We start from the raw sequence: 19,916 nt of genomic DNA, 5'->3' as shown, positions 1-19,916 counted from the left end.
CGTCAGATTCACCGCATTGGTTTTTTGGGGCTGCTGCGCAGCCCAGCGGGAGCAAGCTCCCTCGCCACGGTTAGCCGGCAGTCAGTGCTTGCGCGCCAGAAACTCCAGCAACGCCTCGCTCACGAATTCCGGATTCTCCAAGTTGGAAATATGTCCAGCCTCGGGAATCAGCACATGGGAACACCCGATCAGCTCGGCCATTTCCAACGCCTCGGACGGTGGACGCGGCTTGTCCTGGTCGCCGCACATCACCAGCGTGCGCTTGGCATCCAGTTCATGCAGGCGCGGCAGGATGTCGTCCCGGCCAAAAATGATCCGTCCCAGCGGCACGATGCTGTCGCGCAGGCGCTCGGTCGGCAACGCGGCCAAGGTGGCGCGGAACCGCTGGTAGAGCGGTGACTGCGGGTCGATACCCGGCCGGAAGAAGATCGGCACGATGATGTCCAGCAACAGCTCGGGAATACTGCCGTTGGCTTCGATCTTGTCGAACAGCGAGAAGTAATATTGGCGAGTCGGCTCCGGCTCTACGCCCACGTAAGTGTCCATCAACACCAGCGATTGCACGCGTTCAGGCGCCGCCAGCGCCAGCCGCGCGCCCCACATCCCGCCCACCGAAAGCCCGACCAGGTTGAAGCAGTCGATATTCAAGTGATCCATCAATGCCAGCGTCTGGCGGGCCAGGTCGTCCAGGGAGGACATGCCTTCTGGCAAGCGTCCGGACTGGCCGTGGCCCCATAATTCCGGAACGATCACCCGGTAGTGCTTCGACAAAGCATCAATCTGCGGTGCCCACATGGTGTGGTCCCACAGATAGCTGCTGCCCAGCAGCACTACCGGGCCTTGGCCTCGGTCAAGGTAGTGGAGCGGTTGTCCGTCGATCGTTGCAAAGGGCATGGGTGACCTCCTTGTTTGAGTCTGGAAAAAAGCCTTGGGAGGCTGAGCGGTACAGAGTGAGCAGTCAACCTTTAGGCCAACAGTGCCTGTTCTGCCCTCATCGCGGGCAAGCCTTGCTCCCACAGGTTGATGCTCGAACACAGCTAATCTGTTCGCAGCCTATCCCTGTGGGAGCAAGGCTTGCCCGCGATGAGGTCTTCATAGACGCCGCAAAACTACATCCCTTCCAACTCCGCCATCAAATCATTCAATCGATCCACCTTCTCCTCGGTAATCTCGCTGGCCGCCAACCCATCGATGTACTCCGCCAGTTCCTGCACCGTGCTGCACTCGAACATTGCCCGCAGCGGCACATTGCGTTGCAGGGCCTTTTGCACCCGTGAGGCGATTTGCGTCGCCAGCAAGGAATGGCCGCCCAGCTCGAAGAAGTTGTCCTTGACCCCCACCCGCTCGACTTTCAGCACCTGGGCCCAGATGTCCGCCAGGGTCTGTTCCAGCTCATTGCCGGGGGCCTGGTAATCCTGACTGTGCAAATGGCCGATCTCCAGGGCCGGTAAAGCATTGCGGTCCAGTTTGCCGTTGGCGTTGAGCGGCAAGCGATCGAGCCACAGCCAGTGCAGCGGCACCATGTATTCCGGCAGTTCGGCCCGCAGGCGCTGCTTGATGCGCTCCAGGCGTTCGGTGGGTTTCAATGCCGAGTCAGTGGCGACGAGGTAGCCCACCAGATGCTTGCCATTAACCCCCTCCTGCACGCCCACCGCGCCATCGCGCACTTCCGGCTGTTCATGCAAGCGCGCTTCGATTTCCCCCAGCTCGATGCGGTAGCCACGTATCTTCACCTGATGGTCGATGCGCCCGACGTATTCCAAGACCCCGTCGCTGCGCCGCCGCGCCAGGTCGCCGGTGCGGTACAGCCTTTCCCCCGGCGCCCCGAACGGGTTCGGCACAAAGACCGGGGCGGTGCGCAATGGATCGCTGACATAACCACGCCCGACCCCGGTGCCCGCCACGCACAACTCACCCACCGCGCCCAGCGGCACCAGGTCCAGCGCGCCGTCGAGCAGATACAAACGGTTGTTGTCGGTGGGCGTGCCAATCGGCAAATAAGTGCCGCGGGTCGACGCCTGATCGACGCGGAAGAACGCTACGTCGTCGGAGCATTCCGCCGGGCCGTAGGCGTTGACCAGGCCGATGTCCGGGTAGCGCAACAACCACTTGTGCGCCAGTTCCGGCGGCATCGCTTCGCCGGTGGGCAGCATCCAGCGCAGGCCGTCCAGGCCGATGCGTTCCTGGGCGAGCATGCCCTGGATCAGCGACGGCACGCTTTCCAGCACGGTAATGCCCTGCTGCTGCACATGCCCCAGCAGCCCTTGCGGATCGTGGGCGATGGCGTTGGGCACGATGTCGACCCGGGCGCCGAACAACGGCGCGGCGAGGAACTGCCAGACCGAAATATCGAAGCTCTGGGAAGCGGTCTGGGCGATCACATCCGCCTCGCTCAGCGCCAGGTACGGCACTTTGCTCAGTTGGTTGTTGAGCATGCCCCGTTGTTCCACCATCACGCCTTTGGGCAGGCCGGTGGAGCCAGAGGTGTAGATCACATAGGCGAGGTTATCCGGCCCGCTGTAGACGCCTGGGTTCTGCGAAGAAAAGTCGCCGGCCTGGACGCTTTCCCACACCAGCAGCTTCGGCCGCCCGGAGCAGGCGAACTCATCCAACAAGGCCAGTGCCTGGGCCTGGCAGGCCTGGGTGCAAACCAGTAGCGGCGTACGGCTCAACTCGATGACGCGGCTCAGGCGCTGGCTTGGCAGGCCGGGATCCAGCGGCAAGTAACCGGCACCGGCCTTGAAGCTGCCGATGATCATGCCCAGCAACTCGGCATCTCGTTCGGCCAGCAGCGCCACCGGCTGATCCAGACCGACACCGGCCGCAATCAGGGCGTGACCGAGGCGGTTGCTGCGGGCATTCAACTCGGCGTAGCTGTAGCTCGCGTCCAGGCAACTGACCGCGGGGCGTTGCGGATGGGCCGCGACCCGCGCCTCGAACAGCTCGACGTAGCTCTGCTCCAGCGGATAGGCATGCTCGCTCTGGTTGCAGCCTTCGATGAGGAAGTCCTGTTCTTCGGCACCGATCAGCGGCAGCTCGCTCATGTCGCCGTGCAAGCCCTCCATCAGCGCCAGCAGCAGCCGCTTGAACTCGCCCAGCAGGCCTTGGACGGTGCTTTCATCGAAGTAGCGCTGGTCGTACGAAAGGTGCAGCCCCAGGTCGTCTCCCGGGTAGCAGACCGCCGTCAGCGGGAAGTTGGTGTGGGTACGACCCGAGTCGGAGGTGGCGTTGAGGCTTTGGGCGCGATCCAGCACCGAGACTTCTACCGGCGCGTTCTCGAACACAAACAGGCTGTCGAACAGCGGCTGGCCCTTGGGCAGTTCGCTGACTTCCTGGAGGCTCACCAACGGCAAGTATTCGTACTCGCGCAGTTGCATGTTGCGGTCCAGCAACTCGCTGAGCCACTGGCGCACGCTGCAGCGCTGATGATCCTCGGGCATCTGCACGCGCAAGGCGATGCTGTTGATGAACAGCCCCACGGTGCGTTGCATCTGCGGCAACTCCACCGGGCGCCCGGCCACGGTGACACCGAACAACACGTCGCGGTCGCCGCTGACCCGGCGCAGTACCAGGGCCCACGCCGCCTGGGCGAAGGTGTTGACCGTCAGTTGATGGGCCTGGGCCAGCTCCCGCAGCCGCGCACCGTCCCGAACGTCGAGGCGGGTGTAGCAGTCGCCGACGATCATGCCGCCGCTGTCACCGGCGTGCTCGCGCAGGAACGGCCGGTCGCCAGGGATCGGCGTGGTCCGCTCGAAACCTTGCAGGTTGTCCTTCCACCACTGCCGGGCTTCGGCCAGGCTCTGGTGCTGCAGCCAGCCGATGTAGTCGCGATAACGCGGCGGCACGGCCAACTGCGGCTCGCGCTGTTCACCCAGGGCGGTGTAGACCTCGAAAAAATCGTCCATCAGCAGCGAACGGCACCAGGCATCAATGAGGATGTGGTGGTTGCTCATCATGAACCAGTAGCGTGCCGCGCCGACCCGGATCAGCCGCAAGTGGAACGGGGCCTGGTTCAACAGATCGAAACCGGCCTCGCGCTCATCCTTGAGCAGGGCCTGGAGCTTGGCTTCCTGGGCGTCTTCGGCCACCTCGGTCCAGTCGAGATAGTCCACTGGCGTGCGACCGGGCTTGTGGATGATTTGCAGCATGTCTTCGCCAACGTTCCAGCAAAACGAGGCTCGCAAGGCTTCGTGGCGAGCGATGACCGCCTGCCAGGCCTGGGCGAAACGCTGCGGGTCCAGTTCGCTGTTGATGCGATAGCGATCCTGCATGTAGTACAAGCCGGTGCCCGGTTCCAGCAAGGTATGCAGCAGCATGCCTTCCTGCATGGGCGTCAGCGGATAGACATCTTCGATCTGCGCGGCCGGCACAGGCAGGCTGTCGAGCTGGCCCTGGGTCAGCTTCGCCAGGGGGAAGTCCGAAGGGGTCAGACCGCCCGCCTCGTCCGTCAGGCAGTGTTCGATCAGGCGTTGCAACTCATCGAGGTAGGCCTCGGCCAGCGTAGCAATGGTCTCGCGCTCATGACGTTCGGCACTGAAGGTCCAACGCAACACCAGCTCGCCGCCGCTGACCTGGCTGTCGACGCTCAGCTCATTGGGCAGCGGCGCGGCGGGATCATGGATCGCCCCCAGCGGCGCATCGAGCGGCTGGAACAGTGCCTCCTGGCCCAGGGTCTGGTCGAGTTGGCCGAGGTAGTTGAAGGTGATCGCCGCGTGGGACAGGCCGGCCATCGCCTCGCGAGTCGCCGCGTCCGCCAGGTAGCGCAGCACACCATAACCGAGGCCCTTGTGGGGCACCGCGCGCAGTTGTTCCTTGATAGCCTTGATCGAACCACTGACGCTTTCGCTCGCTGGAGTCAGGCGCACGGGGTAGACGCTGGTGAACCAACCCACGGTGCGGGTCAGGTCGAGGTCGTCGAACAGCGCTTCGCGGCCGTGGCCTTCGAGCTGGACCAAGGCCGAATCATGGCCGCTCCATCGGCACAACACTCGAGCCAGGGCCGTGAGCAGCAAGTCATTGACCTGGGTGCGGTAGGCGCTCGGCGCCTGTTGCAGCAGTTGCCGGGTACGCTCGGCGTCCAGGCGCACGCTGACGGTTTGCGCGTGACGCTCCTGGCGTCCGCCCTCGGGATTGGCGCACGGCAGCGCGACTTGCGCGCCGCTCAACTGCGCTTGCCACCAAGCCAGTTCTTCGCGCAGGGATTCGCTGCCGGCGTAGGCCTGCAAACGCGCGGCCCAGTCCCGCAACGGGCTGGTCTTGACCGGCAGTTGCGCCTCTTGCCCCGCGACGATCTGACGGTAGACGGTTTGCAGGTCGTCCATCAGCACCCGCCACGACACACCGTCCACCACCAGGTGATGGATGACCATCAGCAACCGTTGCCGGCCATCTGGCAATTGCGCCAGCACGGCATGCAGCAACGGCCCGGTGGCTAGATTGAAACGGCTTTGCGCCTGGGCAAACAACGCTTCGCACGCTTGCGCGGTGTCCACGGATACCTGCTGCAAGAGCACGGCGTCGGACAGTGGCTGGTGCTCGGCGCGCCAGTGCCCGGCGGTTTCGCCGAAGACCAGGCGCAAGGCATCGTGATGCTGGAAGATCGCGTGCAGCGCCTGTTCCAGCGGTTGCGGGTCCAGGGCCGTGGTCGGCTCCAACAGCAACGCCTGGTTCCAGTGATGCCGGTTGGGCATCGGACGGTCGAAGAACCAATGCTGGATCGGCGTCAACCCGGACTCACCCTGCACCAGGCCCTGTTCGGCATGCACCTGCTGGCTGCGCGTGGCAACGGCGGCCAGGGTCTGTACGGTCTGGTGCTGGAACAGGTCCCGGGGCGTGAAATGAATGCCCTGCTGCCGGGCGCGGCTGACCACCTGGATGGACAGGATCGAATCGCCACCCAGTTCGAAGAAGTTGTCGTTGAGGCCCACCTGCGTCACGTTCAGCACGTCGCACCAGATCGCCGCCAGGGTCTGCTCCAGGGCATTGCTCGGCGCCACATAGTGTTGGCGGTTGAGTTCAGGGTCGGGCATTGGCAAGGCACGGCGGTCGAGCTTGCCGTTGGCGGTCAGCGGCATGCTCGTCAGCAGGATCAGGTGCGCAGGCACCATGTAGTCCGGGAGCTGGGCCTTGAGGTGGTTTTTCAAGGCGTCGCGCAGGGTCGCTTGTTGCTCGCCGTCCTGGCTGGCGATGTCGCTCACCAGGTAGCCGGCCAGTTGCTTGCCGCCGGGCAGGTCGAGAGCCAGGACCACGGCCTCGCGCACCGCCTCATGTTCCAGCAGGCGGGTTTCGATTTCCCCCAGTTCGATGCGGAAACCACGGATTTTCACCTGATGGTCGATCCGTCCCAAATATTCCACCAGGCCGTCGGCACGCTGGCGCACCAGGTCGCCGGTGCGATACATGCGTCCGCCTTCGGAGGCGAACGGGTCGGCGACGAAACGCTCGGCGGTCATGCCCGGACGCTGGTGATAACCCTGGGCCAGACCGGCACCGCCGACATACAACTCGCCCGTGGCGCCTGGTGGCACCAACGCCAGGTCGGCGTCGAGAATGTAGGCCACCCGGGCGCCAATGACGCTGCCAATCGGCACACTGGCCGCGCCCTCCTCCAATTGCTCGGGGGCCAGGCTCGCCAGCGGCATGACCACGGTTTCGGTCGGACCGTAGGCGTTGAAGAACAGGCTCGGGCTGAACGCTGCGCGAATGCGCTGCAAATGCTCGCCCGTCAGGGCTTCGCCGCCGGTGATGCACATGCGCACTGGCAAGGTCTGGCCCTGGGTCGCCAACCACTGCGCCAACTGACTGCCGTAGCTGGGCGTGAAACCGAGAATGTTGATGCGATGCTGGCGAATCAACCCGCAGATTTCCTCGGCGTCCCACTGGCCCTGGGCCCGCAGTACCACGTGGGCGCCACTGAGCAACGGCACCAGCAGGCGTTCGGTGGCCGCGTCGAAGTTGATGGAATAGAAATGCAGCTCGCAGTCATCCGGGCGCATGCCAAAGCGCTGGATCACCGCCTGGCAATGCATGGCGATTTCGCCGTGGGACACCACCACGCCCTTGGGCTTGCCGGTGGAGCCGGAGGTGTAGATCAGGTACGCCTGGTGTTGCGGCAGGTTGATCAACGGCAGCGGGTGATCCGGGTAGTGAGCCAAGGCCGCCGAATCGTCTTCCAGACACCAGCAGCCCACGCCCTCGGGCAAAGCACCCAGGGCCTGGAGCATTGCCCGATCACTGAGCAGCAGACTGATGCCGCTGTCTTCGATCATGTAGTGCAGGCGATCCAGCGGGTATTCCGGATCCAGCGGCACGTAGGCGCCGCCGGCCTTGAGGATCGCCAGCAGGCCGATGACCATTTCCAGCGAACGCTCCAGGGCCAGGCCGACCCGCACCTGCGGCCCGACACCGCGCTCGCGCAGGCTCCAGGCCAGGCGATTGGCGCGGCTGTCCAGTTGCGCATAGGTCAGGGTCTGCCCGGCGAAGGTCAGGGCCGGGGCATCGGGACGCGCCCGGGCCTGTTCGTCGAACAGACCATGGATGCATTGGTCGAGGCGATGCTCACCGGGCTCGACGCCCAGGCTGTCGAGCAATTGTTGCTGCTCGCCAGCCGCCAGCAACGGCAGCTCGCTCAGCCGTCGGGTTGGATCGACCAGCAACGCTTCCAGCAGGTTGCGCCAGTGCCCGGCCATGCGCGCGATGCGCGGTTCGTCGAACAGGTCGGTGCTGTAGGTCAGGCAGCAACCCAGGCGCTGGTCCAGATCAGTGACTTCCAGGTTGAGGTCGAACTTGGTGGCCCGGGCGTCGTTGACCAGGTATTCGACGCTCATGCCGGCCAGCGTGCGGCTCTGCTGGAATTCCCAGCGCTGCACGTTGCACATCACTTGGAACAGTGGGTTGTAGGCCGCACTGCGCGGTGGTTGCAGGGCTTCCACCAGATGATCGAACGGCAAGTCCTGATGGGACTGGCCTTCGATGACGGTGTGGCGCATCTGTTCGAACAACTCGCCCACCGACATCTGCCCGTCGAGTTGGCAACGCAGCACTTGGGTGTTGAGGAACGCACCGATCAGCCCTTCGCTTTCCGGACGGATACGGTTGGCCACCGGCGCGCCGATGCGCAGGTCGGTTTGCCCGCTGTAGCGGTAAAGCAGCACCGCCAGGGCGGCGGTCATGGTCATGAACAGGGTCAGGCCCTGTTGCGCATTGAAGGCGCGGACCCGTGCCGCCAGCTCATCGCTCAGATCGAATCGGAACAACTCGCCGCGATGACTTTGCACCGACGGACGCGGGCGGTCGCCGGGCAGCTCCAGCAGCGGGTGTTCGCGGCCCAGTTGCGCGGTCCAGTAATCCAGCTGGCGCTGGCGCTCGCCGGACTCCAGCCACTGGCGCTGCCAGACGCTGTAGTCCAGGTACTGCACCGGCAGCGGTTCCAGCGGGGATTCGCGGTCATCGACAAAGGCTTCGTACAGCGCGCTCAGTTCTCGGGCGAAAATGTCCATCGCCCAGCCTTCGGTGACGATGTGGTGCAGCGTCAGGACAAAGTAATGTTCATGCTCGGCGGTCTTGACCAGGCAGGCCCGTAGCAGCGGTCCGGTTTCCAGGTCGAAGGGCTGGTGGGCCTCGCTGTCCGCCAGTTGCTGCACCCGCTGCTGGCGCGTGTCGGCGGCCAGTGTCGAGAAGTCCTTCCAGTCCATGCGCAGGCCCGTCTCGTTGTGCACCTGTTGGCGGGCCACTCCGTCGACGCTCGGGAACGTGGTGCGCAGGGTTTCGTGACGCAGGATCAATGCCTGCAAGGCCGCCTCGAAGCGCCCAACATCCAGTACCCCGCGCAAGCGCGCCATGCCGCCGACGTTGTAGGCCGGGCTGTCCGGCTCCATTTGCCAGAGGAACCACATGCGCTGCTGGGAATACGACAGCGGCACCGGTTGACTGCGGTCGACCTGCTCGATGGGTGGCTGGCGGTTGGTCTGGCCGCTGGCCTGGATCAAGCGCACTTGTTCGGCAAAGGCGCCCAGCTCACTGGCTTCGAACAAAGTGCGCAGCGGCAGTTCGACGTCACAGGCCTGACGGGTGCGGGAAATGATCTGGGTCGCCAGCAGCGAATGGCCGCCCAAAGCGAAAAAATCATCCCGCAGGCCGACGCGCGCAAGGCCCAGCACGTCGCGCCAGATATCAGCGATTTGCTGCTCAAGAGCAGTGACCGGCTCGACGTGCTCGCGCACCTGCCAGTGCGGTTCGGGCAAGGCGCGACGGTCGAGCTTGCCGCTCGGGCTCAAGGGCATGGTGTCCAGGCGCAGCAGTTGGGCCGGCACCATGTAGTCCGGCAGCTCGGCGGCCAGGGCGACCTTGAGTCGACTATTCAACTCGTCCTGACCTTGGGCGACATCCGGGGCGGTGTAATAGCCGATCAGTTGCGGGCCGGCCGAGGTGTCGCGCACCAACACCGCCACTTGGACGACGCCGTCCTGGGCCAGCAGGCGCGCTTCGATTTCCTGGGGTTCAACCCGGAAGCCGCGCAGCTTGACCTGCTGGTCGAGGCGGCCAAGGTATTCGATCACCCCGTCGGCGCTCCAGCGTGCGCGGTCGCCGGTGCGGTACAACCGCGACCCGGCCGGGCCCAGTGGGTCGGCGACGAAACGCTCGGCGCTCAGGCCCGGACGCCCGAGGTAACCCCGGGCCAGGCCCAGGCCGCCGATGCACAGCTCGCCCGGGACACCGGCTGGCACGGGGTTGAGGTCGCTGTCGAGCACCCGGCACAGGACGTTGCCCAAGGGACGGCCGATGGGCGAGCGCTCGCCATCGGCTTCGGTGCACTGCCAATGGGTGACGTTGATCGCGGTTTCGGTCGGACCGTAGCGGTTGTGCAACTGCACCAACGGCCGTTGCGCCAACACCCGGTTGCGCAACTCGGCCGACAAGGCTTCACCGCCGGAAAACAGCCGGCGCAGGCTAGTGCATTGGGCACTCAGGGGTTCATCGATGAACAGGCTGAGCAACGGCGGCACGAAGTGCAGCGTGGTAACGCCAAACTGCTGCACCAACTGGGCGATACGGTGCGGGTCACGGTGCTCACCGGGGCCGGCCAGCACCAGTTGGCTGCCAGTGATCAGCGGCCAGAAGCATTCCCAGACCGACACGTCGAAACTGATGGGGGCCTTTTGCATCAGCACGTCGCTGGCATCCAGCCCGTAGGTCGCCTGCATCCATTGCAGGCGCTCGGCCAGGGCCGCGTGGGTGTTGCCGACGCCTTTGGGCTGGCCGGTGGAGCCGGAGGTGTAGATCACGTAGGCCAGGTGATCGCCGTGCAGGTGCAGGCCCGGCGGATTGCTCGGCCATTGCTCCAGGTGCAGGGCGTCCATGGCGATGACACTGACGCCGTCACAGGCTGGCAAACGTTCCAGCAACGCGGTTTGGGTCAGCAACAGATCGACGCCACTGTCCTGAAGCATGTAGGCCAGGCGGTCGGCCGGGTAGTCCGTATCCAGCGGCACATAGGCGCCGCCGGCCTTGATGATGGCCAGCACACCGATGAGCAACTGCGGCGAACGCTCGGCGGCAATCGCCACGCAGACATCCGGGCCAACGCCCTTGTCCCGCAGATAATGCGCCAGGCGATTGGCCTGGGCGTGCAGCTCGGCATAATCGAGTTGACCGCCGTCCCAGCGCAACGCGATCCGTTGCGGCGTGCAGCGGGCCTGCTCGTTCAGCAGCTCCGGCAGCCATTGACTGGCCGGCGCGCACGGGGCCGCGCTCCACTGTTGCTGTTGGCGGTGCTCATCGGCGGTCAACAGCGGCACGTCACCGATGGCTTGCTGCGGCTCGGCACAGACCGCCCGCAACAGGTTGCAGTAGTGCTCCGCCAGGCGGGCGATGGTTGTCGCCTCGAACAATTCGTCGGCGTAGTCGAACGACAGGGTCAAGCGACCGTTGCGATCTTCTTCGCTGTGCAGCTGCAGGTCGAACTTGGCTTCGCGGCTGTGCCACGGCAACTCTTCGGCGAGCAACCCCGGCAGGCGTCGCAAGGCGCTCAGGTCACGTTGCTGGTGGTTGAACATCACTTGGAACAGGCCGTGCTCGCGCGCCTCGGGAAACGCTTCGAGCAACTGTTCGAACGGCAGGTCCTGGTGGGCCTGGGCACCCAGCGTGGCTTCTCGGGCCTGGGCCAGCAGCGCGGCGAACGGTTGCCGGGAATCGACCTGCCCACGCAGGACCTGGGTGTTGATGAAGAAACCGATCAGCCCCTGGGTTTCCAGGCGCGGACGGTTGGCGTTGGGTATACCGATGCGCAAGTCGGATTGCCCGGTGTAACGCTGCAACAGCGCCTGGAAGGCGGCCAGCAACAGCATGAACGGCGTCGCGTCATGGGCCTGGGCCACTTGGCGCAGAGCCTCGCCGAGGTCCTTGTCCAGGCGCACGCTGTGCCGCGCGGCGCTACGTCGACGTTGAGCGCTGCGTGGATGATCCGTGCCCAGCACCAGGGCCGAATGTTCAGCGCCCAGTTGCTGCTTCCAGTAGTTCAATTGACGCTCGGCCTCGCCCTGGGCCAGCCACTGGCGCTGCCAACTGCCGTAGTCGGCGTACTGCAAGGGTAATGGCGCGAGCTCGGCGACCTGGCCTTGGGAGGCGGCGGCGTACAGTCGGGAGAATTCTTCGATCAACACATTCATCGACCAGCCGTCGGCGATGATGTGGTGCAGCGTCACCAGCAGTTGATGGTCATCCTCGTCGAGGCGCAGCAGGGTGATCCGCAGCAGCGGTCCCTTCTCCAGATCGAACCGCGTGGCCGCCTCGTCTTCTCGAACCTGTCGCGCCCGGTCTGCGCGCGAGTCGGCAGGCAGGTCGCCAAGGTCGATGACATGCAGCTCGAACTCGCCGACCGGATCGACTTGTTGCAGGGCCACGCCATCGCGTTCCAGGAACCGTGTGCGCAGGGACTCATGACGCTCGATCAGTCGCTGGAAGCTGGCGCGCAAGGCGTCTTCGTCCAGCTCGCCGCGCAGGTGCAAGCCACCGGGAATGTTGTAGGCGCGGCTCGTCGGGTCGAGCTGCCAGGTGATCCATAAACGGTTCTGCGCCAGGGATTGCGGCAGTGGCGCGTGGCGCGGCAAGGCGCTGATCGCGCCTTGGGCCTGGCCGCCGTCCTGCTGCTGGTTCGCCACCGCTGCCGCGAACTCGGCCAGGGTCGGGGCTTCGAACAGCAGGCGCAGGTTGAGCGCCAGCCCGAGGGTTTCACTCAATCGCGCGATCACTTGGGTGGCAGCGATGGAGTTACCGCCCAGCAGGAAAAAATGGTCATCCGCCTGGATGTGCTCGACCTGCAATTGCTCTCGCCAGACCTGGCCGATGAGGGTTTGCAATTCGCACGACGGCGCGGATTCTTCCGCCACGGTTACGTCGGCTGACGGGGTTACTTCGGCCGAGGGGAACTGGGCATAACTGTCCAAGCTGCCGTCGGCCAATCGGGTGCGGCAGGCCGAGCGCTGCAACTTGCCGCTGGAGGTCTTGGGCAACGCGCCGGGATTGAGCAGCAGCACCACGCTCGGGGCTTGCTGGCAGACCTCGGCCACCGCCTGGCGAATGGCTTTGATCAGGGCTTCCGGCGGCAGGATTTTCTGCACGCTGCGGCTGATTTCCGCGGCGATGCCGATGCCTTCCTCGCCCCCGTCGTTGACTGCGAACGCCGCCACCCGGCCCTTGCGCACCACCTCCACCTCTCGCTCGATGGTTTGCTCAATGTCCTGGGGATAAAGGTTGTGCCCGCGCACGATCAGCAAATCTTTCAGGCGCCCGGTGATGAACAGTTCGCCGCCGCGCAGGAACCCCAGGTCACCGGTGCGCAGCCAGGTCCGGCCGTCGTGCTGGACAAAGGTCCTGGCGCTGGCTTCAGGGTTGCGCCAATAACCCAGGGCGATGCTCGGCCCGGCGGCCCAGACCTCACCGACCTGATTGTCGGCCAATGGCTGCAACGTCGCCGGCTCGACAATCAGCACCGCGTGCCCGGGCTGGCTGACACCACAACTCATCACCGCGCTGCCCTGCCCCGGCTCGACCCGGTTTTGCGCCAAGGCCCCGTCATCCAGCCGCAGCGAAGGAATGCCGTGGTGACGAGGCGTGCCGGCGACGAACAAGGTCGCTTCGGCCAAGCCATAGGAGGCCATGAAATTGTCCGGCGTGAAGCCGCACGGGGCGAACTTCTCGGCAAAACGTTCCAGGGTGTCGAGGCGGATCGGTTCGGAGCCGGAATAGGCCACGCGCCAGCCGCTCAGGTCGAGAGACTGCAGGGCTGAATCACTGACCCGCTCGCTGCATAACCGGTAGGCGAAATCCGGGCCACCGCTGATGGTGCCGCCGTACTCGCTGATCGCTTCGAGCCAACGCAGGGGGCGGGCCAGGAAATAAGCCGGGGACATCAATACACAGGGAACGCCACTGAACACCGGCTGCAACAGGCCGCCGATCAGGCCCATGTCGTGGTACAGCGGCAGCCAGCTGACGATGACATCGTCGGGGTTCAGGTCGATGCCGAAGCCTTGGCGGATCAGCAATTCGTTGGCCACCAGGTTGCCGTGGCTGACCTGCACACCCTTGGGCAATGCAGTGGAACCGGAGGTGTATTGCAGGAAGGCGATGTCATCGTCCTGCAGCGTCGGCATCCGCCATTGTCCGGCGTGGGCCGGGTCGAGGGTATCGACGCACAACACCGGTGGCGCCGATTCGATGGCTTGCAACGGCTCGCGCAGGTCGCTGCTGGTGAGCAGCAGGCGCGGTTCGGCGTCTTTGAGAATCGACAGCAGTCGCTCCTGATGGTGGCGACGGGCGGACTCCGGCGGATAGGCCGGCACGGCGATCACCCCGGCGTAGAGACAGCCAAAGAACGCCGCGACGTAATCCGGGCCACTGGGAAACAGCAACACGGCGCGATCGCCCAGCGCCGCGTCGGCCTGCAAGGCGCCGGCGATGGTCCGGGCGCGCAGGTCCAGGTCGCGATAACTCAACACCACACCCTGCCCAGGGGTGTCGGCAAGGAAGCGCAGGGCCACCCGGTCCGGCGTCAGCGCGGCGCGGCGCTGGAGGGCATGAGCCAGGGTGCTGGGGAGTTCGAACGCGTCGGTCATGGGGGTTTCCTGCCTGAATTCGGCTTGCAAGTTGTCCCCCATGGAACGGATAGCGGCGGCAAATAATTAGTCGGGCAGCTTGCTCACCAAGGGCTGCCGCAAAGCATCCGACAGCCAGGCGCCGCGGCAATGGGTCGCGGCGCCGAGACTGGACTTTATTGCATCAATAATTCTTCTTCTCAATTGACAATCATTATCATTACGCCTAATTTGGCGCTCGATGTGTAGGACGGGTCCGGCATCCGGACGTCCCGCTAACTTTTTGCAGCAAGGTGAATTCCATGACGGAACAAGTATCCACAAGCAGGTGCGACTCACCGTTACTCCAGGCGTTCGTCGATAACCGACTGATCCTGGTCAAGATCGCGGCGCGCATTACCGGCTGCCGGTCCCGCGCGGAAGATGTGGTGCAGGACGCTTTTTTCCGGCTGCAATCGGCGCCACAAATCACCTCCTCGTTCAAGGCGCAGCTCAGCTATCTGTTTCAGATCGTGCGCAACCTGGCGATCGACCACTACCGTAAGCAGGCGCTGGAACAACGGTATTCGGGGCCGGAAGAGGAGGGATTGAACGTGGTGATTCAGGGTGCTTCGCCAGAAACCTCCCATATCAACTTTTCCACGCTGGAGCACATCGCCGACGCGCTGACCGAACTGCCCAGCCGCACCCGCTATGCCTTCGAGATGTACCGCCTGCACGGCGTGCCACAAAAGGACATCGCCAAGGAACTGGGCGTCTCGCCGACCTTGGTGAACTTCATGATCCGCGACGCCCTGGTGCATTGCCGCAAGGTGTCTGGGGTTCGCGGGGATACGTTCGCCCGGCGGTGATATGAGGTGTCAGTTCCGGCCCCATCGCGGGCAAGCCTTGCTCCCACAGGTTTTTCTGACAGGCAGATAGTTTGTGAAGCCTAGAGCCTGTGGGAATAGGCTGTTCCCACTGGTGTTTTCGGCAGTGCAGATAGGGTGTGAAGCCAGAATCTGTGGGAAGGCTTGCCCGCGATGGCGGCCTGATGACCACCACCCGCCCATGCCAAACCTCACATCAACCCACACCGATCAAAAAACCGCTCACGCCCCAGGATCATCAGCGCCGCGCGCTTGTGGGGAAAATCGAATTCCTTCTCGCAATGAAAGCACTGGTTGTGCAAGTGCCCGATCATTCGCGCATTGTCGGCCCGGGGCTCGGCGACCACGCGCTGGGTGCGCGGATCGTCCAGGAACAGGTAGTGCACCAGCGCCGACAGCCAGCTCGCTACCTTGTGCGGCCCGCGATGTTGCTCTTCGCCCACCAGCATGTGGATGCCGCGGTCGTAGTGGTCAGCCTCATAGAACGGCGCGATCCGGTCTTCCTTGGCCCAGTAGGCTTCGAAGTAAGCGAACGGCTGGTCATCGAAGCAACCGATCAGGGTCAAGACCCGCGGATCGGCCTGCAGCTTGCCCAGGTACTCGCGATGCTGTTCCAGGCTGCCCTCCTCCTGCCAGAAACTCGCCACCCGCGGGCTGTTCTGCCAGCGGTTGAAACGCTCCAGGTCCTGTTCGATTTCCAGGGTGCGCAAGGACACCCAGGTCCCCAGCCGCGCATCGAAACGCCGGTACACCTCGCCACGCGGCTTGATCGGCCGGCGTGGATGACGGCGGCCATCGGTGATGATCATCTGTTGCGGGTAACTGCCGCTGAACGACTCCCCCAGCCACGGCTGCGGCAATTGCCAGAACAGCGTGCGCTCGCAACGGTATTCACCGGCACGTTCGGTGCCCGTCAGTAAACCGCTGAGCAAGGCTTCGCCAGGGCGCTCGTCGAGGTGCCAGGTCAGGCGCTGACACTCGGGATCGCGGGCAAACAGCCAATAGCAGGCTGCCCACAACGCCGGGCCCATCGGGCGGTCGTTGATTTCCTGCAAATGCACATGCAACTCGGGACCGCGCACCAGGCGCAGGCGGATCAGCGGCGCGCCCTCGAGCATCAGGCTCAGGTGGCGTTCGGTTTCATCGGCGCCGAGGCGACGGCCCCCGGGCAAGGGCAGCGTCGTCGGGTGGTTGAGGTTGGACATGGGAGCGGCTCGCGTATTCGTCGGTAGTCAACGTGGGACGTGAGCCGGGGAAGGAAATTTAGTGTCGCCGTCAATGGGAATGCGTGGGCACCAGCTGGATCTGGTAGGGCTGGAAAATCTTCAGCAACTGGCCGTTATCCCGCAGCTTTTGCAGCAGTTGGGCAAACGCTTCACCGGAAATGGGCGCTTGCGGGCGGATCAGCGCGTAATGGTGGTAAACCTGATCGATGCGTTCGGACACCAGCAATTGCGGGCCGACTTCCGAATTGCGCAACACGTAATCGTTGAGGTACGAACGGGTCACCAGGGCGACATCCGCCCGCCCGCGCAACACCATAAGCAAGTTACTGTCGTGGGAATACGTCAGCGTGGCGTTGTATTGGCCGATGAGGAATTTGGGGTCGGGGTTGAATTCGGCAAAGGCATAGTGATAGCCGCTGAACAGCGCCAGGCGCTTGCCCCTCAGGTCGGCGAAATAACTTTGCTGTCGCTCCGGCTGGCGCTGGGCGACAAAGACCTCCGCATCTTCCAGGCCCATGTCCACGGCCGTGTGCGGCACATCCTGCCAACCCCATTCGGGGTTCTCGAATATTGCCATGTCGACCCGGCCCTGCTTGAAATCATTGAACCGGCGCGGGATGGAAGTTGGCACCAGCACGAACTGGTAATCGCTTTGCGACTGATTCAAAGCCTCCACCATCTGCGGCAGCAGGCCAGTGTCGGCACCGTTCTCTGGACGAACGGTATAGGGCGGAAAATGCGCCGCGCCGATCCGCACCTGTTGCGCCGCCTCGATCGGCAACGCCAGGAAAACGGCCAGAGTGGCCAGCAGTACACACGAGGTCATCCCCATCGGCGAAAACGTCAAGATAACCCACTCCCCAAAAGTCCCCATCACTACAATCAAGCTAGGCGGTTTCAGCCGCTTAGCCAGCCACACGGCCCTTATAAAGCACCGTTTGATTATTGTTTTTCTTCAAGTACCAGAATCAGGGCCTGCTCGGCCAGTTCATCGAGACTCAAGCTGCCTTCGGCGCGAAACCAGGTGGTGGTCCAGGACAACGCCCCCGTCAGGAAGCGTCGCGTAATGGACACATCCCCGCGAATATACCCGGCCTCCTTGGCTTGGCCCAGAACCTCCAGCCACAAGTCTTCATAAATATCCCGCAGGGCCAGTACCTGCCGCTGTCCGTCCTGCGAAAGCGAACGCCATTCATAGACCAGCACGGCCATGGCCTCGCCCGTGCCGCCCATGATCGACTGCAATTCGCAGCGGATCAGCGCCAGCACCCGCTCGCGCACGCTGTCGGCCTCGGCCAGGGCGGCGCGCATCAGCGCAGTGTTGTAGCGGATGGTTTCTTCCATCACCGCCCGCAGGATTTCATCCTTGCTTTTGAAATGGTGGAAGATGCTGCCCGACTGGATGCCGACGGCACTGGCCAGGTCGCGCACCGTGGTGCGCTCGAAGCCCTTGTTGCGAAACAGGTGGGCGGCGGTCTGGAGCAGTTTGCCGCGAGCACTGTCCGGGTCGGTCAGTTGCCCGCTGTCGACCAGCTCACGCATCACGCCCAAGGCTTTTTGCTCGTCCACCCGTTCTCTCCTGCAGTCGATCAACCAACGCGCCGCCATTGCACGTCAAACCATCGGTGGCGCGGGCAATTTAAGCCGAGCGAGGCAACCAAGCAAGCGCTCGGCCACAAGTACCGGACAGCGTTTACAAACCAAGCGCTTGCTTGGTAGTCTCAAGCCACCTTTGCCGGAGGGAACGCCATGCCAAAAACGATCCGAATCGGTTGTGCCAGCGCATTTTGGGGCGATACCTGCACCGCGGCGGCGCAACTGGTCGAGAGCGGGAACCTGGATTACCTGGTATTCGACTATCTGGCCGAGGTGACGATGTCGATCATGGCCGGGGCGCGCCTGAAAGACCCGTCGAGCGGCTATGCCACGGACTTCATCGACGTCCTCACCCCGCTGCTCCAGCGCTTGCATGACGACGGGATCCGCGTCATCAGCAACGCCGGCGGGGTCAATCCCCAGGCCTGTGCGAAGGCCTTGCAAGCCGCCTGCGATCAGGCCGGCGTACCGCTGAAAATCGCCGTGCTGCTGGGCGATGACCTGCAACCGCAAGGTGAACGGCTCGCCGCCCAGGGCATTCGCGAGATGTTCAGCGGCGAACCCTTGCCACCCGCGTGCATGTCCATCAATGCCTACCTCGGCGCGCCCGGAATTGTCGAAGCGTTGCGCCTGGGCGCCGACGTGGTGATCACCGGCCGAGTAGTGGACAGTGCCGTGGTCAGCGCCGCCCTGGTGCATGAGTTCGACTGGGCCTGGGACGATTACGACCGATTGGCCCAAGCCGCGCTGGCCGGGCATCTCATCGAGTGCGGCGCCCAGTGCACCGGCGGCAATTTCACCGACTGGCAGCAAGTGCCGGATTTCGAGCACATCGGCTTCCCCATCGTCGAAGCCAGCGCCGACGGCCAATTCATCGTCACCAAGCCCGAAGGCAGCGGTGGACTGGTCACGCCGCTGACCGTCGGCGAACAGTTGCTCTACGAAATCGGCGACCCGCAAGGTTATCTGTTGCCGGACGTGATCTGTGATTTCAGCCAGGTCAGGCTGATCCAGCAGGGCAAGCACGCCGTGCGTGTCCATGGGGCCAAGGGCCTGCCGCCCAGCGACCGGTACAAGGTCTGCGCCACCTGGTTGGACGGCTGGCGCTGCACCGCCACGTGCCTGATCGCCGGCATCGATGCCGTGGCCAAGGCTGAACGGGTCAGCCAGGCGATCATCGCCAAGACCTCACACTTATTGCGCCAGCGTGGATGGGCGCCTTACAGCGAAGTGAACATCGAACTGCTGGGCAGCGAAGCCACGTACGGCCAACACGGCCAGCGCCGGGACAGCCGTGAGGTGGTGATCAAACTGGCGGTACGACACCCGGACAAACAACCGTTGGTGCTGTTTTCCAGGGAGATCGCCCAGGCCGCCACCGGCATGGCGCCGGGGCTGACGGGCCTGGTCGGTGGCCGGCCGACGCCGTCGCCGTTGATTCGCCTGTTCTCGTTCCTGGTCGACAAAGCCACTTGCCGGCTCGACATCGAATTCGACGGCCAGCGCCACCCGTTTCCCCTGCCCGCCCTCGAACCGCTGGACACCACCAGCCTGCCGGTCGCCCCGGACCTGCCCAAACCCCAGGGCCGGGCCGACGCCAGCGTGCCGCTGGTCAAACTGGCGGTGGCGCGCTCTGGCGACAAGGGCAACCACAGCAACATTGGCGTGATTGCCCGGGAACCCGAATACCTGCCCTGGATCGCCGAGGCGCTGACCCCGGAAGTGATGGTCGACTGGATGAGCCACGTCCTCGATCCGCAGCTGGGGCGAGTTGAACGCTGGTACCTGCCGGGCACCCACAGTTTGAATTTCCTGCTGGAAAACGCCCTCGGCGGCGGCGGTGTCGCCAGCCTGCGCATCGACCCCCAGGGCAAGGCGTTCGCCCAGCAGTTGCTGGAGATCCAGATACCGGTGCCGCAACACATTGCCGATCAGGTCGGCTAAGGACGGTCGCCATGGCAAATGAACGATCAGCATCACCTGTGAAACCTGTGGCGAGGGAGCTTGCTCCCGCTCGATTGCGCAGCAATCGCAAAAAAGCCGGGGTCGCTGCGCAACCCAGCGGGAGCAAGCTCCCTCGCCACAAGGGTTCGGCTAATCCGTTCCAACACGAGGAGGCGGCATGCCCGTCA

The 19,916-nt window shown here is 64.2% G+C and carries 7 protein-coding genes; 2 read left to right on the top strand and 5 right to left on the bottom strand.

The window, feature by feature from the left end; translation table 11 throughout:
• Positions 1-81 precede the first annotated feature (81 nt).
• Positions 82-894, bottom strand: a complete 813-nt coding sequence (locus J3361_RS18680; protein ID WP_207965825.1) for an alpha/beta fold hydrolase — start codon at positions 892-894, stop codon at positions 82-84.
• A 215-nt stretch (positions 895-1,109) separates the two neighbouring features.
• Entirely contained in the window at positions 1,110-14,114 is a 13,005-nt protein-coding gene (locus tag J3361_RS18675) for a non-ribosomal peptide synthetase (RefSeq protein WP_207965824.1), read from the bottom strand.
• A gap of 281 nt (positions 14,115-14,395) precedes the next feature.
• Here J3361_RS18675 and J3361_RS18670 point away from each other — a divergent pair, with 281 nt between their 5' ends.
• A complete protein-coding gene (locus J3361_RS18670) occupies positions 14,396-14,944 on the top strand; it encodes an RNA polymerase factor sigma-70 (RefSeq protein ID WP_092327046.1) in 549 nt (182 codons plus the stop codon).
• A gap of 209 nt (positions 14,945-15,153) precedes the next feature.
• On the opposite strand, the gene J3361_RS18665 is transcribed toward J3361_RS18670, so the two are convergent.
• The 3 genes from J3361_RS18665 to J3361_RS18655 form a co-directional block, all read right to left on the bottom strand.
• Positions 15,154-16,167 carry a GNAT family N-acetyltransferase gene (locus J3361_RS18665; protein WP_207965823.1) on the bottom strand — a complete coding sequence of 338 codons (1,014 nt, stop codon included), beginning with the start codon at positions 16,165-16,167 and terminating at the stop codon, positions 15,154-15,156.
• A 70-nt stretch (positions 16,168-16,237) separates the two neighbouring features.
• Positions 16,238-17,014 carry a transporter substrate-binding domain-containing protein gene (locus J3361_RS18660; protein ID WP_207965867.1) on the bottom strand — a complete coding sequence of 259 codons (777 nt, stop codon included), beginning with the start codon at positions 17,012-17,014 and terminating at the stop codon, positions 16,238-16,240.
• A gap of 116 nt (positions 17,015-17,130) precedes the next feature.
• Positions 17,131-17,757 (bottom strand): TetR/AcrR family transcriptional regulator, encoded by a 627-nt coding sequence (locus J3361_RS18655; RefSeq protein ID WP_207965822.1) that lies wholly within the window; start codon positions 17,755-17,757, stop codon positions 17,131-17,133.
• Positions 17,758-17,937: 180 nt separating this feature from the next.
• Between J3361_RS18655 and J3361_RS18650 the strand changes: the two genes are divergently transcribed.
• Positions 17,938-19,728: an acyclic terpene utilization AtuA family protein gene (locus J3361_RS18650; protein ID WP_207965821.1), complete on the top strand. Its 1,791-nt coding sequence runs from the start codon at positions 17,938-17,940 to the stop codon at positions 19,726-19,728.
• Positions 19,729-19,916 lie beyond the last annotated feature (188 nt).

Source organism: Pseudomonas sp. OA65 (assembly GCF_017498305.1).
In the GTDB taxonomy this organism is placed as follows: domain Bacteria; phylum Pseudomonadota; class Gammaproteobacteria; order Pseudomonadales; family Pseudomonadaceae; genus Aquipseudomonas; species Aquipseudomonas zanjanensis.
This window is presented reverse-complemented; position numbering and strand designations above follow the sequence as displayed.

Bases quoted from the DNA above. Each gene is read 5' to 3' on its own strand.
- J3361_RS18680 (WP_207965825.1), bottom strand. From the start codon at position 894: ATGCCCTTTGCAACGATCGACGGACAACCGCTCCACTACCTTGACCGA.
- J3361_RS18675 (WP_207965824.1), bottom strand. From the start codon at position 14,114: ATGACCGACGCGTTCGAACTCCCCAGCACCCTGGCTCATGCCCTCCAG.
- J3361_RS18665 (WP_207965823.1), bottom strand. From the start codon at position 16,167: ATGTCCAACCTCAACCACCCGACGACGCTGCCCTTGCCCGGGGGCCGT.
- J3361_RS18650 (WP_207965821.1), top strand. From the start codon at position 17,938: ATGCCAAAAACGATCCGAATCGGTTGTGCCAGCGCATTTTGGGGCGAT.
- J3361_RS18660 (WP_207965867.1), bottom strand. From the start codon at position 17,014: ATGACCTCGTGTGTACTGCTGGCCACTCTGGCCGTTTTCCTGGCGTTG.
- J3361_RS18670 (WP_092327046.1), top strand. From the start codon at position 14,396: ATGACGGAACAAGTATCCACAAGCAGGTGCGACTCACCGTTACTCCAG.